This is a genomic window from Methanolobus tindarius DSM 2278, assembly GCF_000504205.1.
Taxonomy (GTDB): Archaea; Halobacteriota; Methanosarcinia; order Methanosarcinales; family Methanosarcinaceae; genus Methanolobus; species Methanolobus tindarius.
The window spans coordinates 1649458-1667628 of record NZ_AZAJ01000001.1 but is presented as its reverse complement, the minus strand read 5'-3'; the positions used below and the strand labels follow the sequence as shown (position 1 = coordinate 1667628).

Annotated in this window: 20 protein-coding genes; 10 read left to right on the top strand and 10 right to left on the bottom strand. The window is 41.5% G+C overall.

What is annotated here, in order from left to right:
- Positions 1 to 31: 31 nt before the first annotated feature.
- The gene (locus tag METTI_RS08090) at positions 32 to 661 is read right to left on the bottom strand and encodes a DUF6064 family protein (RefSeq protein ID WP_023845331.1); all 630 of its coding nucleotides are present in this window, start codon (positions 659 to 661) and stop codon (positions 32 to 34) included.
- Positions 662 to 902: 241 nt separating this feature from the next.
- On the opposite strand from METTI_RS08090, the gene hisF reads away from it, so the two are divergent.
- From hisF to METTI_RS08060, 6 genes are all read left to right on the top strand, one after another.
- Positions 903 to 1724, top strand: coding sequence for an imidazole glycerol phosphate synthase subunit HisF (hisF, locus tag METTI_RS08085; protein ID WP_023845330.1), 822 nt, complete (start codon positions 903 to 905; stop codon positions 1722 to 1724).
- Positions 1725 to 1754: 30 nt separating this feature from the next.
- Complete coding sequence (locus METTI_RS08080) at positions 1755 to 2042, top strand: MazG nucleotide pyrophosphohydrolase domain-containing protein (protein ID WP_023845329.1); 288 nt, start codon at positions 1755 to 1757, stop codon at positions 2040 to 2042.
- 133 nt (positions 2043 to 2175) lie between these two features.
- The gene (locus METTI_RS08075; protein WP_023845328.1) at positions 2176 to 2883 is read left to right on the top strand and encodes a class I SAM-dependent methyltransferase; all 708 of its coding nucleotides are present in this window, start codon (positions 2176 to 2178) and stop codon (positions 2881 to 2883) included.
- A 63-nt stretch (positions 2884 to 2946) separates the two neighbouring features.
- Positions 2947 to 5427: a DUF3656 domain-containing U32 family peptidase gene (locus METTI_RS08070; protein ID WP_023845327.1), complete on the top strand. Its 2481-nt coding sequence runs from the start codon at positions 2947 to 2949 to the stop codon at positions 5425 to 5427.
- Positions 5424 to 5843 (top strand): TIR domain-containing protein, encoded by a 420-nt coding sequence (locus METTI_RS08065; RefSeq protein WP_023845326.1) that lies wholly within the window; start codon positions 5424 to 5426, stop codon positions 5841 to 5843. Before METTI_RS08070 ends, METTI_RS08065 begins: the two co-directional genes overlap by 4 nt.
- Positions 5844 to 5893: 50 nt before the next feature.
- The gene (locus METTI_RS08060; RefSeq protein WP_023845325.1) at positions 5894 to 6139 is read left to right on the top strand and encodes a pro-sigmaK processing inhibitor BofA family protein; all 246 of its coding nucleotides are present in this window, start codon (positions 5894 to 5896) and stop codon (positions 6137 to 6139) included.
- On the opposite strand, the gene METTI_RS08055 is transcribed toward METTI_RS08060, so the two are convergent.
- The gene (locus METTI_RS08055; RefSeq protein WP_023845324.1) at positions 6136 to 6804 is read right to left on the bottom strand and encodes a class I SAM-dependent methyltransferase; all 669 of its coding nucleotides are present in this window, start codon (positions 6802 to 6804) and stop codon (positions 6136 to 6138) included. The two genes, METTI_RS08060 and METTI_RS08055, sit on opposite strands and share 4 nt — an antisense overlap.
- 2 nt (positions 6805 to 6806) lie before the next feature.
- Complete coding sequence (lysS, locus tag METTI_RS08050) at positions 6807 to 8405, bottom strand: lysine--tRNA ligase (RefSeq protein ID WP_023845323.1); 1599 nt, start codon at positions 8403 to 8405, stop codon at positions 6807 to 6809.
- Positions 8406 to 8613: 208 nt separating this feature from the next.
- On the opposite strand from lysS, the gene METTI_RS08045 reads away from it, so the two are divergent.
- Positions 8614 to 8847: a hypothetical protein gene (locus tag METTI_RS08045; RefSeq protein ID WP_023845322.1), complete on the top strand. Its 234-nt coding sequence runs from the start codon at positions 8614 to 8616 to the stop codon at positions 8845 to 8847.
- A gap of 21 nt (positions 8848 to 8868) precedes the next feature.
- On the opposite strand, the gene METTI_RS08040 is transcribed toward METTI_RS08045, so the two are convergent.
- From METTI_RS08040 to METTI_RS08010, 7 genes are all read right to left on the bottom strand, one after another.
- A complete protein-coding gene (locus METTI_RS08040; RefSeq protein ID WP_023845321.1) occupies positions 8869 to 9654 on the bottom strand; it encodes a C15orf41 family protein in 786 nt (261 codons plus the stop codon).
- A complete protein-coding gene (locus METTI_RS08035; protein ID WP_023845320.1) occupies positions 9638 to 10270 on the bottom strand; it encodes an endonuclease III domain-containing protein in 633 nt (210 codons plus the stop codon). Before METTI_RS08035 ends, METTI_RS08040 begins: the two co-directional genes overlap by 17 nt.
- Positions 10271 to 10285: 15 nt before the next feature.
- A complete protein-coding gene (locus METTI_RS08030; protein WP_023845319.1) occupies positions 10286 to 10771 on the bottom strand; it encodes a hypothetical protein in 486 nt (161 codons plus the stop codon).
- Between the two features lie 24 nt (positions 10772 to 10795).
- On the bottom strand, positions 10796 to 11644 hold the full coding sequence (locus METTI_RS08025) for a ribose-phosphate diphosphokinase (protein WP_023845318.1): 849 nt from the start codon (positions 11642 to 11644) through the stop codon (positions 10796 to 10798).
- Between the two features lie 90 nt (positions 11645 to 11734).
- Entirely contained in the window at positions 11735 to 12211 is a 477-nt protein-coding gene (gene moaC / locus METTI_RS08020) for a cyclic pyranopterin monophosphate synthase MoaC (protein ID WP_023845317.1), read from the bottom strand.
- Between the two features lie 13 nt (positions 12212 to 12224).
- Positions 12225 to 12407 carry a hypothetical protein gene (locus METTI_RS08015; protein WP_023845316.1) on the bottom strand — a complete coding sequence of 61 codons (183 nt, stop codon included), beginning with the start codon at positions 12405 to 12407 and terminating at the stop codon, positions 12225 to 12227.
- Positions 12407 to 13885, bottom strand: coding sequence for a bifunctional ADP-dependent NAD(P)H-hydrate dehydratase/NAD(P)H-hydrate epimerase (locus tag METTI_RS08010; RefSeq protein ID WP_023845315.1), 1479 nt, complete (start codon positions 13883 to 13885; stop codon positions 12407 to 12409). Before METTI_RS08010 ends, METTI_RS08015 begins: the two co-directional genes overlap by 1 nt.
- A 116-nt stretch (positions 13886 to 14001) precedes the next feature.
- Between METTI_RS08010 and METTI_RS08005 the strand changes: the two genes are divergently transcribed.
- The 3 genes from METTI_RS08005 (at position 14002) to METTI_RS07995 (ending at position 17949) form a co-directional block, all read left to right on the top strand.
- Complete coding sequence (locus METTI_RS08005) at positions 14002 to 15471, top strand: DHH family phosphoesterase (RefSeq protein ID WP_023845314.1); 1470 nt, start codon at positions 14002 to 14004, stop codon at positions 15469 to 15471.
- Positions 15472 to 15872: 401 nt separating this feature from the next.
- Positions 15873 to 16583 carry a YkgJ family cysteine cluster protein gene (locus tag METTI_RS08000; RefSeq protein ID WP_023845313.1) on the top strand — a complete coding sequence of 237 codons (711 nt, stop codon included), beginning with the start codon at positions 15873 to 15875 and terminating at the stop codon, positions 16581 to 16583.
- 85 nt (positions 16584 to 16668) lie between these two features.
- Positions 16669 to 17949: a 3-isopropylmalate dehydratase large subunit gene (locus tag METTI_RS07995; RefSeq protein ID WP_023845312.1), complete on the top strand. Its 1281-nt coding sequence runs from the start codon at positions 16669 to 16671 to the stop codon at positions 17947 to 17949.
- The last annotated feature ends 222 nt before the right edge of the window (positions 17950 to 18171 follow it).

The following is an 18171-nucleotide window of genomic DNA, read 5'->3' as shown; positions in this document are numbered from 1 at the left end:
GCTTATGTCCTGCACACTGGTTATTTTGCATTCACTTATTCTTGTACCAGATTAAAACAACCCCAACTATACCTGATACCAGTAACAGTACATCTTCCAGTATTCCAAATCCAAGGGCAGCCGTGGAACCCATGAACGACCAGAGCAGAGGAACTACAAGAATGATTTTTGGTATTTTTGGAGAAGTCCACAACAGAAGACCAAAAGTGAATATTGTGGTAGGGCATGGGACACCGAAAGTTGGCTGGTACGGATAAATATGCCCGATGAAATATCCGAACACCGGATAGAGAACCAATCCATACATGACCATTATCAGTCCTACCAATCCGCATATATCCTTACTGAAACTGAAGGAGAGTTTTTTGTCAAGAACTCCAAATTTCAGGAACATGACACCCTGAATGATGAACAGGATACCAAACAGGTAAGATGACTTGTTTATTGGGGCAAAATAGAGGAGATGAAAAACAGCTCCCATCCAGACCCAGAAGAAAGCAAGTATACCGGATATAACCTTATCAGAGTATTCTTTTTTACTGAAAACCAGATACAACACTACCCCTGCAAGCAGATAGAAGAGTATTTGGAAGGGAAAAACATCCGTATTGTAGCTTCCAAACATATCCATGAATTGTTCTTTTGTAAAGGGAAAATACATTTCATACACCTTGTTCCTATGTCATCACGCATCTGAAAGCATGTATGACATTTTATAGTAATTTACCTGCCCCGTGAATAAAAGGAGAAAATGCTATTTATTCATGTCCATCTAAGTTATAGGGTATAAATACACAACAAGAAGTATTAAATAAAAACTCGATATCTTCTTATTAAATACAGCCTCTGCCATCTTCTGGCAGAAACAAATAATCAAATGCAGTGAAAGGGACAAAGTCATAATGCTTACAAAAAGGATCATACCATGTCTTGATGTTACGCTTGATGAGGAAGGCGGAACAGTTGTTAAAGGAATAGAATTCGTAGACCTGAGAAAAGCAGGAGATCCTGTTGAACTCGCCAAGAGATACAACGAACAAGGAGCTGATGAACTTGTATTCCTTGATATTACCGCATCCCATGAGGGAAGAGGAACAATGGTTAAAGTCATCGAAAGGACCGCTGATGAGGTTTTCATTCCACTTACAGTAGGTGGCGGAATAAACTCCATCGAGGACATACGCCAGATTCTCAGGGCAGGTGCTGACAAAGTTTCCATCAACACAGCAGCAGTGAAGAATCCGGAACTCATTAAGGAATCATCTGAGATATTCGGTGCACAATGTATCGTCACAGCCATCGACTGCAAACGCAACCTTGATGTCGAAAATAATCCTGACAAGACAATAATTGAACTTGAAGACGGCACACCTGCATGGTATGAGGTTGTTATCTATGGCGGCAGGCAGCCAACCGGAATAGATGCTGTCCAGTGGGCAAAGAAAGTCGAGGAACTTGGTTCCGGAGAGATTCTCCTTACCAGCATGGACAGGGATGGAACCTATGACGGTTTTGACATTCCAATCACAAAGAAGCTTTCCGAGGAACTGGAAATTCCAATTATCGCATCCGGCGGAGTTGGCAATCCTGAGCACATGTACGAAGGATTCACAAAAGGAAAAGCCGATGCAGCACTCGCTGCAAGTATTTTCCACTTTGGGAAATACACTGTCAACGATGTCAAGGAACATCTTAAGGAAAAGAATATTCCTGTAAGACTCTAAAATCCAGCTAAATTTTCAGGAGGCTAAGAAATGGAAATCTCCGAGTTTCAGAAACGCATGTACGACCTCTATGCACACAACGACAGGAGAAGAGGTGCAGCTGCAACAACACTCTGGCTTGTGGAAGAGATAGGCGAACTTGCAGAAGCTATCCGCAGAGAAGACATGGAGAATATCAGGGAGGAGCTTGCAGATTGTTTTGCATGGATAGGAGCTCTGGCAAACCTTTATGATATCGACCTTGAAGCTGCATTTATGGAAAAATATCCTGATCATTGTCCTACATGCAAACAAAATCCGTGCATCTGTACGGATTAAATTTTTATTTTGATTTGAACTTTTGATTCTTCTTACTTTCCTGCTACTTTTTACTCAAAGCCACCAATCATTTCAGTCTACCAACAATCCCTTATTTATTTAAAAAATATAAGAGGATACAGAAGGAATGCATATGAAAGAATTGCCTGAATGGTATTACGATGAACTGATCCAGATTGGAACAGATTACGAAAGTGAAGAAGAAGTCATGCAATATGACAGAAAAATGGGAAGCATCCGCAACATACCAAAGGAAGCTGAAACTATGTGTAAACTCATCAGTATCCAGCCGGATAATGAGATTCTGGAAGTCGGGTGCGGAACGGGAGAGTTTTCCATTGAGCTTTCAAAGCATTGCAAACAGGTAACTGCACTGGATATATCACAGAAGATGCTTGATTTTGCGGAGAAGAAAGCAAGGTCAAGACAGAGAGATAATATCAGATTTATCAAGGCAGGATTTCTGACATTTGATTCAGAGGAAACAAAATACGATGCTGTTGTCACGCAACTGGTATTGCATCATCTGCCTGATTTCTGGAAATTCATAGCCCTGAAAAACATCAATTCAATGCTCAAAAGCGGTGGAAAGTTCTTCCTGAAAGATGTGGTTTTTTCATCAGATACTCCTGATTTTGATACATTTTTTCCACAGCTATTCCGCAATATCCCAGATGAAGCAGATGATAAGGTTGTTGAAGAAATGAAACTTCACATCAAGGAAGAGTACTCAACCTTTGACTGGACTATGAAAGGACTCATCGAACAGGCAGGTTTCCAGATTCAGGAACATGACCATAAGAATGGTTTCATGGCAAGCTACCTTTGCATAAAACAATAAGATTTTTCTGTGCTTACGGTGAGAGGGGCATTTATATACTCTCACCTCATCTGAGCGATTATCATGCTTAAAACTCCCGAACTTTTAGCTCCTGCCGGAAATATGGAATCCCTGATAGCTGCCGTAGAAAACGGTGCAGATGCAGTATATCTTGGAATAAAGGATTTCAGTGCCAGGGCATATGCAGGCAATTTTACAATAGAAGAATTCAGCGAAGCTCTTGACTTTGCTCACCTTAGAGGCGTCAAAGTCTACGTCACCATGAATACTCTTATCAAGGACAGTGAAATAGAAGAAGCACTTGAACTCATGTACACCCTTGATGAACTGGGAACTGATGCCATCATTGTGCAGGACATGGGACTTCTGGAACTTGCAAGGGAAAAAGTTCCGACACTTCCAATCCATGCAAGCACACAGATGACGATTCACAACACAGAAGCTGTGCTGGCTCTGAAAGAAATGGGAGTTAAGAGAATTGTGCTTGCAAGGGAACTCTCACTTGAAGAGATTGCAAGGATTAAAAACGAGACGGGAGTGGAAATCGAGGCTTTTGTTCACGGTGCACTCTGCATCTGCTACTCAGGCCAGTGCCTCATGAGCAGCATGATAGGTGGCAGAAGCGGCAATCGTGGATATTGTGCCCAGCCATGCCGCAAACAATACAGATTACGAAGGAATGGAAAAGAAATCAAAACAGAAGGTAGCTACCTTCTGAGTCCTAAAGACCTGAATACATCTGAGATTATACCTGAACTCATAAAAGCAGGAATAGATTCTTTCAAGATAGAAGGCAGGATGAAGAGGCCTGAATATGTTGCAGGTGTTGTAAGGATTTATCGCAATCTAATTGACAGGTTTACAGAAGACCCGGACAACTATTTTGTTACCGATGAAGAAAAAGAGAATCTGGAACAGTTGTTCAACCGTGAGTTCACGACCGGATACTTCAAAGGCGATCCTGCTGGAGACCTGATGAGCCGTGAGAGGCCACACAACCAGGGAATCATGGTTGGAAAGGTCAGTGGATTTAACAATAAGCTCAAAAGAATGGAGATCACACTAGCCGGAGAACTTGAGGTAGGAGATGGCATCGGCTTTGAAGGAAAAAGAGATGCTGGAACAATAGTAAGAGGAATCTTCATTGGAGACAGACTTGAGAAGAAGGCAGCTAACGGAGATATCATAACAATCAATTTTGACCAGCCTCCAAAAAATGGAACGCCTGTTTACAGGACACTTGATGAGTCCCTTATGAAAGAATCGCAGGCATCATACAGTTCACCTTCGCCAATACGCAAGGTTCCTGTTTCCATAAAATTCAAAGCTCATATTGGAGAGAGACTCGAACTCTCAATTTCTGATAATGAAAATAACACATTAACTGCTGTTTCAGACTACATTGTAGAGAAGTCGCAGAAAAGGCCCACTACAGAAGAGAACGTCAGAAAGCAGCTTGCCAAAACAGGAAATACTGTTTTTGAAGCTCAGGAAATTGAAGTTGACATGCCGGATGATGCATTTATCCCTATAAAAGAACTGAACAACGCAAGAACCGAAGCAACCACTGAACTGGAAAAAACCAGAATTGAAAAGTTCAGAAGACCGGCACATGACAGAAGTCCTGAAATCCAGGAAGATGAACCAGAAAATGAAGCAGCTATTGAGATAGAAGAGAATAAAATACTGCTTTCAGTTAGTGTAAATAATTCTGAAAATCTTAATTCAGCACTAAAAAGCGGTGCAGATATTGTTTACATTGATGTTTCACTTAAAGAGCTTCAAAATATGGAATGGAAAGTGATGACAGAGCTTGCTGTTGAAAAGAACATTCCTGCTTATTTGCACACTCCAATCATTACAAAAGATTCAGAATTCCAGAATGTGAAAGAAACTATTAAACTTGCAAAGGAACTGGGATTTGAAGGAATTATTGCAGCAAACCTCGGTGTCCTCAAAATTGCTCGCAGTTCCGGTATGAAAATACTAACCGACAGTCCCCTGAATGTATTCAACAAACACAGCCTTCATGTACTTGAAGAAAAAGGAGCAGACACTGTCACACTCTCAACTGAAATGAATCTTGGACAGATTACTGATATCGCAAAATATGGTAATTGCGAATACATTACTCATGGACAGATTCAGATAATGGAGTCTGAACACTGTCTTATAGGCGGTGTGCTTGGGGAAAAGGATGAGAATGGTTTCAACTGTGCTTCCCAGTGTAAGAGTGGTAGTTTTGAAATAATCGATGAAAAAGGATTTGAGTTTCCTGTCAAAACAGATTCCCAGTGCAGAACGCACATCTTCAATTCGAGGGAGCTCTGCCTTCTGGATGATATTCCCCAGCTTATCAAAGCAGGTCTTTCCAGACTCAGGATCGATGCAAGGAATATGGATGATTATAACGTTGGCATGGTCACAAGGGCATACCGGGCTAATATTGATGCTTACTACTCAGGTGACACAAAACACATCTGGCAGGGAAGTGATGTCAGCGAGTTCCACACCAGAGGACATTATCACAGAGGTGTGCAATGAGAGTGTTCCTTTCAGCATCTATCAGGGGTGGCAGGCAGATGCTTTCCACTTACATGGAGATGTGCAGTTTCCTTCAGGATAGCAGACATGAAGTTCTTAGCTGGCATGTTGCTGACCCTGAACTTGAAAAAACAGAGTCCTTACTTTCAGAAGAAGAAATATACATAAGGGACATGGATTTTCTTGAAAAAAGTGAGTGCCTGATAGCAGAAGTAAGTACACCTTCAATTGGTGTTGGTTATGAGATCTGCAGCGCGCTTCAGAGAGAAATTCCAGTGCTTTGCATGCATGTTCCTGAAGCTAACGTTTCTGCAATGCTTCTTGGTGATAAGAGGATAATCTGCAAAGAGTATCAAACAATTGATGAATTGAAAAGAGAGATGACTAATTTTCTGAGTGATGCAAACAAACTCTAATTTTTTAGCAACGATTAAATACTTATCATAACAATATAAAAGTGGTGATTATGGCAGTTGAAATAATAACTCTTATAGTGGCTATAATAGTCGCTGTTATCCTCTGGAAGGTATTGAAGACAATAAAGAGCATGGTTATCAACACAGTTTTGGGTCTTGTAATACTGGTTGTTGCAAATCTTGTACTTGGCCTCAATATAGCTTACACATGGATAGTTGTTCTTGTGTGTGCAATTGGTGGAGTAGTAGGAGCACTTCTTATTATTGCGCTGAACTATCTGGGAATCGCATTCTAAAGACGCGCAATTACTCTTATTTGATGGCGCCTTTGAGGTTCGCCATGAAACTTTTTTTCTGATACAATGTCTTTCATTTCTATTATTTCAAATCCTTCGAGCAGTGATACCAGTTCATCACGTGTGAAATAATGATATATTATACCGTTTTTTCTGATGAAAGTATCTTTTTCTACGGACTCGCCTCCATACCTCATATCTTCAGTTCCAAAGACTTCCAGCACAAAAACAGCGCCGCTTCTCATCACCCTTTTGATCTCAAAAATAGCCTGTTTTCTTTCACCTTCAAGCAGGTGCTGCAAAACTCCAAGACAAAGAATTGCATCAAATGAATTCCCAGAAAATGGAATTGAAGTGATACTTGAAGCAAGGCATTCAGCTCTTTTGTCAATTTCAACATTGCTTTTTATGAGATATTCCCTGGCTCTCTTAACCGCAGTTGGTGAGACATCAGTACCGATAGCATTGTATTTACGGGAAAGTGGTAAAAGGAATCTGCCGTTCCCGCAACCAAGATCAAGAATTAATGAACTGGAAGAAATTAATCCCTCCAGCATTGATATCGACCGGGGACCACCCCAGGTCACATGTTTGTATTCTTCATCCCAGGCAAGAAAATGAGACTTGCCCTGAAGGTCTTTGCCCGGGAAAGAATTGTTTGGCATAATCAGGATGAGGGCTTATACTCTGCTGCTTCCTTAAAGCGCATTGCGAGGAAATCCTTTTCAAGTGATGAAAGGAACCAGCCTGCCTTTGGACCTGAAGGCTGCCCCAGCACTGAAACATATATCGCCTTAAATAGTTCCTTTGGATTTACTTCAAGTGATTCTGCATCAACATTTAGTGACTCAGCCATCATTGTATTCAGTTCAGAACCTGCTTCCTTTGCAGAGTATACAAGATTGTGGTAGTCCTCACCGTTAAGCTCATCGCTTTTGTCAAGAATGGATGACAATGAACTGAGGAAAGCTCTCTGGAGATCGTTAAGCTGTGCAGTACTTACAGGAAGCTCTTCCTGGACACTGAACTTTGCATTATCAGGAGCGTACATCTCAAGCCAGTTGCCGACATTGTCAGTAAGTTCGCGTATGCATTTCTCGTTGCTGGTGTCGTATCCTGCTCTCTTTACGATATTCATTATCTTATCAAAGTCACCTGCAGCAACCTGGTAGATTGTTGTCATGTGCTTGAATGGAATATCTGTGTGGCAAAGTCCTGCTGCGTGTGAAAGCTCAATCATTCTCCTGTCATAATCTGTTGCCTTCTCGCTTGAGTGCAGGCGTTCAAACTCATCCACAAGTGTGAGCAGGGGTAATGCAGGATCGAACCTGATATGCTTTTCAGGTTTTGTACGGATGATAAGGTAACGCAATACTTCAGGTGGCACCACCTTGAGCATATCTGCAATTGAAACTACAACACCTGTAGACGATGACATTGCACCTTTCTTACCCAGCATAATCCATTCATAGACTATCGGATGTGGTGCCTCATAACCAAATATCTCTTTGGCAATAGCAACACCGGTATCATATGAACCACCTCTTGAAGCATGGTCCTTACCGAATGGCTCAACTGTAACTCCAAGTGCCTTCCACCTTGCAGGCCAGTCAACACGCCAGGTAAGTTTTCCACCGCCTTTCATCGGGACTGTACCCTTGCTTCCACATGAGCATTCATAGTCCACAGTCTCAGCATCGATATCAAAGCCTTTTACAGTGGTGGTGTTTACCTTTCCACAGTCATTGCATATAGGATTGAACGGGTTCCATGTATCTACCGGAGTCTTGCCAGATTTCTTCTGCAGGATTTCTGCGATCTCATCCTTTTTCACAAGAGCCTGCTTGATAGCTTCTACGTAGACACCTTCTTTGTAGAGCTCATCTGCCCTGTAGACCTTTGGGTGTATTCCCAGGTGTTCAAGGGCTGTGAGGAAAGGCTCAAGGAAGTGTTCGGAATAATTCTTGTGTTTGCCGCATGGGCATGGAATTTCAGAAAGTGGTTTGCCAACGTGGGGCGCATAACTTTCGTCCAGGAAAGGATAGACCTTTCTTAATGGGTCGTATGTGTCTGCAATGTAGATGAACTCGACATCAGCATCTTTATCTTCAAGAGCCCTGAATGCTACATCTGCAGTTACGACCTCGCGCATGTTACCAATATGAATGTGACCTGAGGGTGTGATACCTGTTGCAACAAGGTGCTTCTTGCCTTTTGCCAGCACCTCGTCTGCGATGACATCTGCCCAATGTGTAATATCTGCCATGATTTCACCGATTTATGATGAGAATATAGTAATGTCCGGATGCTCCGGAGTCAGTAACCTTAGATGATTGTTACTATTATAATCTTTGCTTAAGACAAAATTCCTGAAAGGGATCTTATAAGAGTTTTTTGTCCGTTTGCGGACAGATTCCCACCTCATATAATTGCAACACGAAAGGTATTAATAAAAATTTACTGTTCAGTTTAATATGACCCGTATAACCGAAAATATGCACAGGATTTCATTAAGCACCTCTGAGGATATTTTCAATATGAAAAACCAGCGGGACCCGGAGAGCAACGAACTCTGGCCATTTCTGGTAGTCCATGCAAATCATGCCACCATCAACAAGGAAGTTGTCGTATATGATGATGAAGGTGTGTATCAGGTATATACAAAAAAAGTCATGTCAGAACTGGAAAAACTACAAGATAATAAATAATCTGGAACTGGCACCAGTGCGTTACCAGTAAGTCTTGAAGTTCAGGAGTTCTTCTATCGTATCACGATCCTTATCGAAGAACCTGTAATCTTTTATCAGGTTTCCATTGTAACTGAGAGTATCTATATAACCGTACCAGTAAACGATCATACCGGTACCGTAATTCTCTTCATACTCCCTGAACTGTTTTTTAATGTAATATTCATGCTCTTTCTCATCACCGAAAAGAGCTTTGCTTTCTATCCAGAAAATGTCGATACCATCGATTACAATCTCCGAATCCAGCAAAAAGTCAGGAGTTTTTGAAAAACCTTCATCCCTCAGGTCATTCTCTGACCTGTATGTTATTTCGTGCTCAGCAAGCCACTCAGCAAGAATGGATTCCCCCATGTCACCTTTTTCAGCATGTAACTCATGAGCTTTCGGGGAGAAGAAAAAATCTGATTCCATAGCTGCAATTACTTCTCTTTTAAGACGTCCTTCGGGCTGTTCATCAAGATTTCTGATAAAACCTTTCTTAGGAATACCCATTTCCTTGAGCAGCATGGAAACAATAAGAGTTGCAGGAATATCATTCTTTTTTGCAATCTCAATGATGCTTTTTCCTTTTTTCCATTGCCTCAGGTGCCTTGGAGACTTACTTTTTACCCGGGAAAAATTTCTCTTTACCTTTGTGACGGTTTTCTGATTCAATATGGAATGGATAGTACCTATAGGCTGTGAGAACTGCTGCGATAATTTCTTCACATCATCTACGCTTTCCAGGTTTTCGTATATCTTGTTATAAGTCTCAATATCCATTCTCATTCAAATCCTTCAGAATACATTCATTACATCTTTTTCTGCCACAATAGGCTTTTGAATATTCAACTATGAGAGCGTGGTATTCCTTATAGGTATCTACGTCTTTTGGAAGTTCTTCTTCAAACCTTTGCTGCAGCTGCATGTAGTTACCTTCAATTCCAATACATTTCATCATGCGTGTGGTGTATGCATCTATTACAAACTTGGGCTTGTTGGCAGCATAGAGCACGATGCTGTCAGCAGTTTCATTGCCAACTCCTTTCAAAGACAGCATGGTTTTCCTGAGTTCCACCACAGGCAGGGAAAATACATTTTCCATACCATTTTCTGCAAAAAAAACTGCAATTCCCTTTAAACGGGAAGCTTTTTGCCGGTAGAAACCGCAACATCTGACAAGTTCCTCAATAAGCCCGGTATCAGCTTCAGCAAGAGGCACTATTTCCAGAAGACTATGTTCCTTCAGGCCTTCTATGGCTTTTTCCACATTAGTCCATTTTGTCTGCTGCGTAAGCATAGCCCCAATAACAACTTCAAAAGCCGTATCAGCAGGCCACCAGTATTGAGGTCCCAGTTCATCCAGAAGCAGGCCATATACCCTGCAGAGTATTCCAGACGTCATGACATTTAAGAAGAGTTAGTCCCAGAACTTTTCTTCGTAATCTTCCGGAAGATCGTCCATTAATTTATCCAGAGATTTTTTGCTTTTGTTTTCTTCCTCTGGTCTTTCTTTGCGAGCCTCAAAGACCGTTGTGTCCTTATTATTTACCACAACTTCCTCGCGGCCCACAGGAGACATCGGTTCTTTTGGTGGAAGCCCGGCAATCTCTGTAAGAGCTTCTTCAGGAACTGACTGGCGCTGAAGATGTTGACGCTTTTCAGCACTTTGTCCCGATTCAGGCCAGGCTTTTCTTTCTTCCGGAGCTTTCTTTTGGAGCCTCATGCGCGTACTTTCGGCATAAGTATCTTCCATTGGAGTTGATCTTGAAAACTCTTTGTGAGTTGAACTGTACCCGATAACGCACTGCTCGTCCCCTGTACGCCACTCTACTACGTAAAGATGGCAGGCTTTTTTCTTACACTGGGAAACTCCGTCTTTGGGACAAACATCGGGCAACGTCATTATAATACCTCAATATATTAATGTTCAGATACTTCTTAAAGCATTGGCTATAAGGGGTGCCACACTGACACAACTCTGTACCTTTTCTATTGTGTCGGTAGCTATAATATCTTTTACCCCTGCATTGTACAGGCGAAGCACCGCATTTCTTGCAAGAACCGGGTGTACACATGCAAGATAGACATCTTTTGCTCCCTGGGATTTCAGCAGTTTGATAGATTCTGCCATGGTTCCACCGGTTGCGATCATGTCATCAATAATTATGATATCCCTGTCCATCACATCGACATTTTTTGCTTTGATAGTAACTGAATCACCGGAATGCCTTGTCTTTTCAAGATAATCATATTCCAGTCCTACATCGGCTGCTGTGTTCTCTGCAAGATTAATTGCGCCCTTATCAGGTGAGACAATGAGAGGATTGCACAGGTTCAGTGATCTTATATGATAACCCAGCAGGCGTGAAGCATCAAGGTCAAATGCATCAGCATTAAAATAATTCAGAACACTTGCCTCATGTATATTTACTGTAAAAATCCTGTCTGCATTAATTGTCCTTGCAATAGCCCTTGCAGTTATTGGTTCACCGGTTTTGAACTTTTTATCCTGTCTGGCATATCCCATGTATGGGATAACCACATTGATGACAGGTGAATCCTCGCAGGCGTCAATAAGCTGTAATAATGCAACAAGATCAGAATCCGTTGTTGTACTCTGGATAATAGTAACTTCATCCACGTCCTCATCAAGTATGCGTGAATACAGTTCACCGTCAGGGAACCTTGTGAAGTCACAAACAGTAGGCTCAATGTTAAGTTCTCTCGCAACCCTTGATGAAAGAGCCTGGGATGCTGGTCCTCCAATAATTTTCAAATAAATTACCTCTTTAAGATTTAGTTGTTTTTTAAATATGATAATTGATCAGTGTAATTTGAATGCTTCCTAATGCACCCCTCAAATACATTAGTTTTGGTTCATTTTGACTTTCTCAAGAACCTTGATATTTTGAATTCCGGTAGCAGGATAATTACCAGTCTCGTCTTTTTCTGCAGACTTGACCATATCCCACACAGTCAGCAGGGCAACTGAGACACCTGTAAGCGCCTCCATCTCAACACCTGTTTTTCCAACGGAACGCACCTCTACAGTTGCACGGACAATATTCCCATGAATTGAAAAGTCCACATCCACCTTGGTAATTGGAATCTGGTGACACATAGGAATAAGTTCCGGTGTCTTTTTTACTGCAAGAATTGAAGCCACGCGCGCGGTGGAGAATACATTTCCTTTTTCAACGCTACCCGAGCGAATCTTCTCAATGGTTGCATCATTAAGAACTATTTCCCCGGAAGCTATTGCCTTTCTCACAATGATATCCTTTTTACTGATGTCTACCATGACCGCGCGGTCGTTCTCGATATGTGTGAATGTAGCTTCCAATTAATCACCGTTTTTAATCAATTCTAATATTTTGTCTCTGCAGGTAATCCTCAATAGTAGTATTTAGTTGTTCTTTCAGACTGCGAGCCTCATCAATTGAAAGTTTAAGTATTTCCTCATCCCTGCCATGACTGACAATGATGCGTATCCACTTTCTTTCAATATCCACACTAATTCTTCTGCTTTCCTGCCCCATTATAATACACCTGATATAACATCGGTAATCCGATCAATTATATCTGTCGCAAGCAAACCGTTTCCTTTTTCCTGAAATGCAAGGTCTCCGGCTGCGCCGCTGATGAAAACCGCACATAAAGCCGCATCTATCGCATCATTGACTGCAAAGAGGGCACCGATGATTCCGGTAAGAACATCTCCCGTGCCACCAACCGCCATTCCGGCATTACCTGTCCTGTTAAGCCGGGTGACTGAACCATCGGAAATGACATCAATTTTTCCTTTCAGAATAACTGTGACGGCTTTATCAGAAGCAAAGCTGCCTACAACAGCCTTTTTAGAATCAAGTTCTTTTGGAACAGAGGACCCTGACAGACATGAGAATTCAGCAGAATGCGGTGTCAGAATGAATTTACCCTCACTTTTTACGGGTAATTTCAATCCAAAAAGCGCATCCGCATCAACAACAGCTTTCCTGCAAATAGGAAGAAGTTGCTCCACCGTTTCCAGAGTTGCAGAGTCTCTGCCAAGACCAGGACCAATTACAGCAACATCATGAGTTTCAAGGAGAGTTTCAAGAACCGGAATATTTGAAGGATTTAACCTGTCACCTTCAAGTGGTATTACAATAAGATTTGGTGAAAACGAAGCAACTGTATCGGCAACATTTTCCGGCACAGCAACTGTTACGATATCAGCACCGGTTCGAAGCGCTGCCATGGCTGCAAGGGCCGGAGCACCATAATATGCACCTCCGCCGATAACAAGAACTCGGCCTGAATTACCTTTATGAGCTTCGCTGTTTCTGCGTGATAGGGATATAAGATCACCCATGCCGACATATTCTTCAGCATCTTTGCATACACCTATTGGAACAACTTTTACCAGGCCGGTGTATTTTTCAGAATCTGGAAGTTCAAGACCTGTTTTCATCCTGTGGAAGGTGATTGTCAAATCTGCAATCACGCTTTTGACAACTTCTGCACCATCCATACCATATCCCGAAGGAGAATCTACAGAAATAATGTATGAATTAGAAGAATTTATCAGGTCAATTGCAGTTGATTCTGGCTCTCTGGGAGCACCTTTTATTCCGGAACCCAGGATTCCGTCAACAATAATATCATTGTTTTTCCAGCCAGGGTATTTTTCAAGTTCTTTTGAATCTGCAATTTCTATCAGTTCTGTAAGACCGCTGTACCTGAGAAGAGAAAAGTTCTGTTTTGATTCTTCCGTCCTTATACGAGATGAGTGACCAAGAAGTATCAGTTTTACTTCATAGTTCCTGTTCATTGCCAGATGACGTGCAGCAACAAAGGTATCTCCTCCATTATTTCCCCTGCCGGCTACAAAAAGAACTTTACCATACCTTATTTTAGACATAATTTCCCGGGCAATTGCAGCACCGGCATTTTCCATAAGCTGCACAGGGCTTAAGCCAAGATATGCGCAATTAGCATCAATTGAACGCATTTTAGAAGAAGTGATAGAGAACATAGTTACCTATTTATTCCTTAGTTTGCATTCTATTTATCAGTTAATGTATTATTTCTGTTATTTTATTCAAAATTGTTTTATGCAAATATGACCCTTAACCAGATGGAGGTTATTCTATTAACAACGTTGCAAAGGAGATTAACGCAACTGACAAAACTAAAATCAAACCCACATACCTGATTCTTGGTAGTGGTAGTTTTGGATTTGCATTAGCCAAGGAACTCAGGGAACTTGACAAAGAGCTTATTATCGTTGATAAGGACTCACAGAAGGTTGAAACACTACGTGAGGAAGCATATGAAGCTCTGGTTGGTGATGTAAGTGATCCTAATCTTTTTGAAATGATCAACACCAAGAACCTTGCAGGAATCCTAATCCTGAGTTCTGATCCAAAGGCAAACAAAATAGCCCTCAAAAATGTCAGGGAAAAGGTATCACCTGATATCTACTGTGTGGTTAGAGCTCCTGATGTAATTAACATGCAGGAAATGGAGACAATTGGAGCAGACCTTGTAATAATGCCTCCAAGAATGGTGGCAAAATCCCTTTCAAGATCACTTGAACGTGCAGAAGCTATGCGCAGAGGTAACAAGCTCACTCAGTGGTTTGAGACAAATAAGGGGAAAAAACTCGGTATTGTTGTCCACGATAATCCGGATCCTGATGCTATTTCCAGTGCCCTTGCACTGAAAACTATTGCATCATCTTTCAATGTACTTGCAGATATTATTTATCACGGAGAAATCGGGCATCAGGAAAATAAGGCGTTTGTGAACCTTCTTGGAATTGATCTTTTCAGGTCCGAAGATGTTGGATTTACAAATTACGAGAACCTTGCACTTGTGGATTGTTCAATGCCTGGCGCAAACAACTCGCTACCACTTGATACTCATGTGAATATTATAATCGACCATCACCCACTTCCTGATGCTGACATAGATGCAGACTTCATCGATATCAGACCACATGTAGGAGCTTCTGCTACAATTCTCACAAAATACCTGCAGGAACTCAATATAGATATTGACAGTGAGCTTGCTACTGCACTGCTCTATGGTATAAGAACCGACACCCTTGATTTTAAGAGAAATACTGATTCTTCAGACCTTTCTGCAGCTTCATATCTCTATCCGTTATCTGACCACGATATACTGGAACAACTGGAACGTCCTTCAATGTCAATTGAAACTCTGGACGTACTTGGGGAAGCTATTAACAGCAGACAGGTAATCGGAAGTTATCTGCTCTCTAATGTGGGAAGTATCCGTAACAGGGATACATTGCCACAGGCAGCAGATTACCTGCTTAACCTTGAAGGTATTTCAACATCAATCGTATTCGGAGTGACTGAAGAAAAGATATACATCTCTGGTCGCAGTAACGATATCAGAGTTAACCTTGGAGACGTCATGAAAAGAGCTTTCGGTGAAGATGCAGGTGGCGGACATGCAACTGCTGCAGCTGCACAAATTCCACTGGGAGTATTCAGTGCGTCCAAAGACCGCCAGACACTGTTAAGACTTGTTAATGAAGCTGTCGTCAAGAGATTCCTGGCAGCTGTCGGTGTGGAAGAGAACGACGAATAATCTCTTCTATTCTGCTTTTTTGGAAATACTCGTTTGCAAAGATAGTAGTGTATTATACCTAATCAGAGGTATATAACATTAAATAGATGATATAATATCAATAAATGGTTGTAGATTATTGAATCAATAACAGCTATTTTAATCAAATTGACTTCTTTTCGCAAACATACGGACAATAATATGTGTGACCATACGTGCGAATACAAAGATTACGTATTAATCTGCATAAAGTGCGTGTGTTTACAAAAACATACTGACAAAAATTGGATATTACCTTATTCATACTGCACTCATCACAAATAAATTCAAGAACATACACAACACAATCAGTTTTTGAACACATAGCTCTGAAAAAGTCATACCCTATGAGTGATAAATGATCAAAACATTCAGATAAGCAGATGAATGAGAATTTGAAGGAAATCCTGATTGATGAGCTTGAATCTGAACTTGGTGCAGCTAAAAAGATCAATGTGCAGCAAATTGCAAATGAGATTCAAAATATAGGATTTCAATGCATGATCTGTGGGAAATGCTGCCGCAGGGATTTCGGGGATAACAGGGTTGCAATAAACACTTCAGAGATACATGATATTGAGAATCAGAGCGACCTTAGATTGGAAGAGATTGCGGAACCATTTGTCGCAGAAGTCGAAACCCCCGAAGAAGAGTGTGAGATTAATGAAGCCGACGGACTCATCGATGAAGACGGTAATATACACACATTCGGATGGATGCTTCGTCGAAAGGAGAACAAGGATTGCTCTTTTATCCCTGATGACAGCACAGATCACCGTTGTGATATCTACAAATTAAGACCTCTTTTGTGCAGCACTTACCCCTTCTACATGGAGGGGCTTAAACTCAATACTTCAGAATGTGAAGGCCTTGGAAAAGAAATTGGAACCCAGCAAAGTTATGAACTTGCAGAGTTACTTGTGAAAAGATATATTCTGGAATTAGAAGACACAATTCTTACTTATAAGAAGTACAATGGTTTCAGAACCGGGGAAAATGGCAGAATTATTGCAGAATCTTACCTGAAGCAAGGATACTTAAATTACATCGTCCATTATAGTGAGGGAAGTTACAGGATAGTAAAAAATATCTAAGTTTACCCTAAATTTGACTTAAAATTTCACTTAATTCCAATTTATCGATTGATTTATAATGAATAAACATTATGCAGGAATAAACATGTCCACTAATAATGAACCTATGACGATCTCTGAGAAGATCTTTTCGAAGGCTGCCGGGAAGACGGTAAAAGCCGGAGAATTCGTACTGGCTAATATAGACAGGGCAATGACCCACGACATCACCGGACCTCTTGCAGTAGATGGATTCTACGAGATTATGAGGGATAAGGAAGAGAAGAAGGTATGGGACCCTAGTAAAATAGTGATACTCTTCGACCACCAGGTTCCTGCAGACTCACTTAACGCTGCACAGAACCACATAATGCTCAGGAAGTTCGCAAAGGAGCAGGGCATCATCAACTATGACGTTTATGAAGGTGTCTGCCACCAGGTCATGCCTGAAAAGGGACATGTCAAGCCAGGAGACCTTGTAGTAGGTTCAGACTCACACACCTGTGCATACGGTTCACTCGGTGCATTCTCAACAGGTATCGGCTCAACTGACATGGCAGCAGTTTTTGCATCAGGAAAGCTCTGGTTCAAAGTACCTGATACAATCAGGTTTGAAGTTGAAGGAAAGCTTCCAAAGCACGTCTACTCAAAGGACATTATTCTCCACCTCATTGGGGACGTAGGTGCAGAAGGTGCAAGATACAAGGCAGCAGAATACGCAGGTTCAGCTATCAGCTCACTGCCAATGTCCGAGCGTATGACCATCTCCAACATGGCTATTGAAATGGGCGGAAAAGCAGGTATAATTGAAGCTGATGCAACTACAGAAGCATATCTCAAGGAAAGAATACCAGACTATGAGTTCGATCCATACTGGAAATCTGACGAGGGTGCAGAATGTGAGCTTCACAAATATGATATCAGCAACCTTGAGCCACAGGTAGCATGTCCACACAATGTCGACAACGTCAAGCCTGTGACAGAAGTTGAAGGTACAAAGGTTGACCAGATCTTTGTAGGTTCCTGTACAAACGGAAGATTTGAGGATATCGAAGTTGTTGCAAAGATGATGGGTGACGAACCTGTTGCAAAAGGTGTAAGACTTCTCATAATACCTGCATCAAGAACTGAATACATGAAGGTCCTCAGGGCAGGTTACATTGAACAGTTCATGGAAGCAGGTGCAATGGTAGAATCGCCATGCTGTGGACCATGTATGGGAGGGTCTTTCGGACTTCTCGGAGACGGTGAAGTAGGACTTGCAACATCCAACCGTAACTTCAAGGGACGTGAAGGTAGTCCACAGTCCTTCGTATACCTGAGCTCACCAGCAACCGCTGCAGCATCAGCACTCACAGGAGAAATCACAGATCCTAGAAAGATCTGATCTCTACTATTTCTTTCTTTTTTTTAACTGTGAGACCACAAAAGATATATTAAACAAATTTAATGATAGTTCCAGACGTTGGTATAACCAACACGGTCCCGTCATATTGTGTGTGGATTACAACCAACGTCACTATAACTGTTTTTTTGGATAATACCTTCTAAACTTACCGTATAGGTTGCCCGTTTGAACTGTGCGCTAAAATACACCATAAAGATGTAA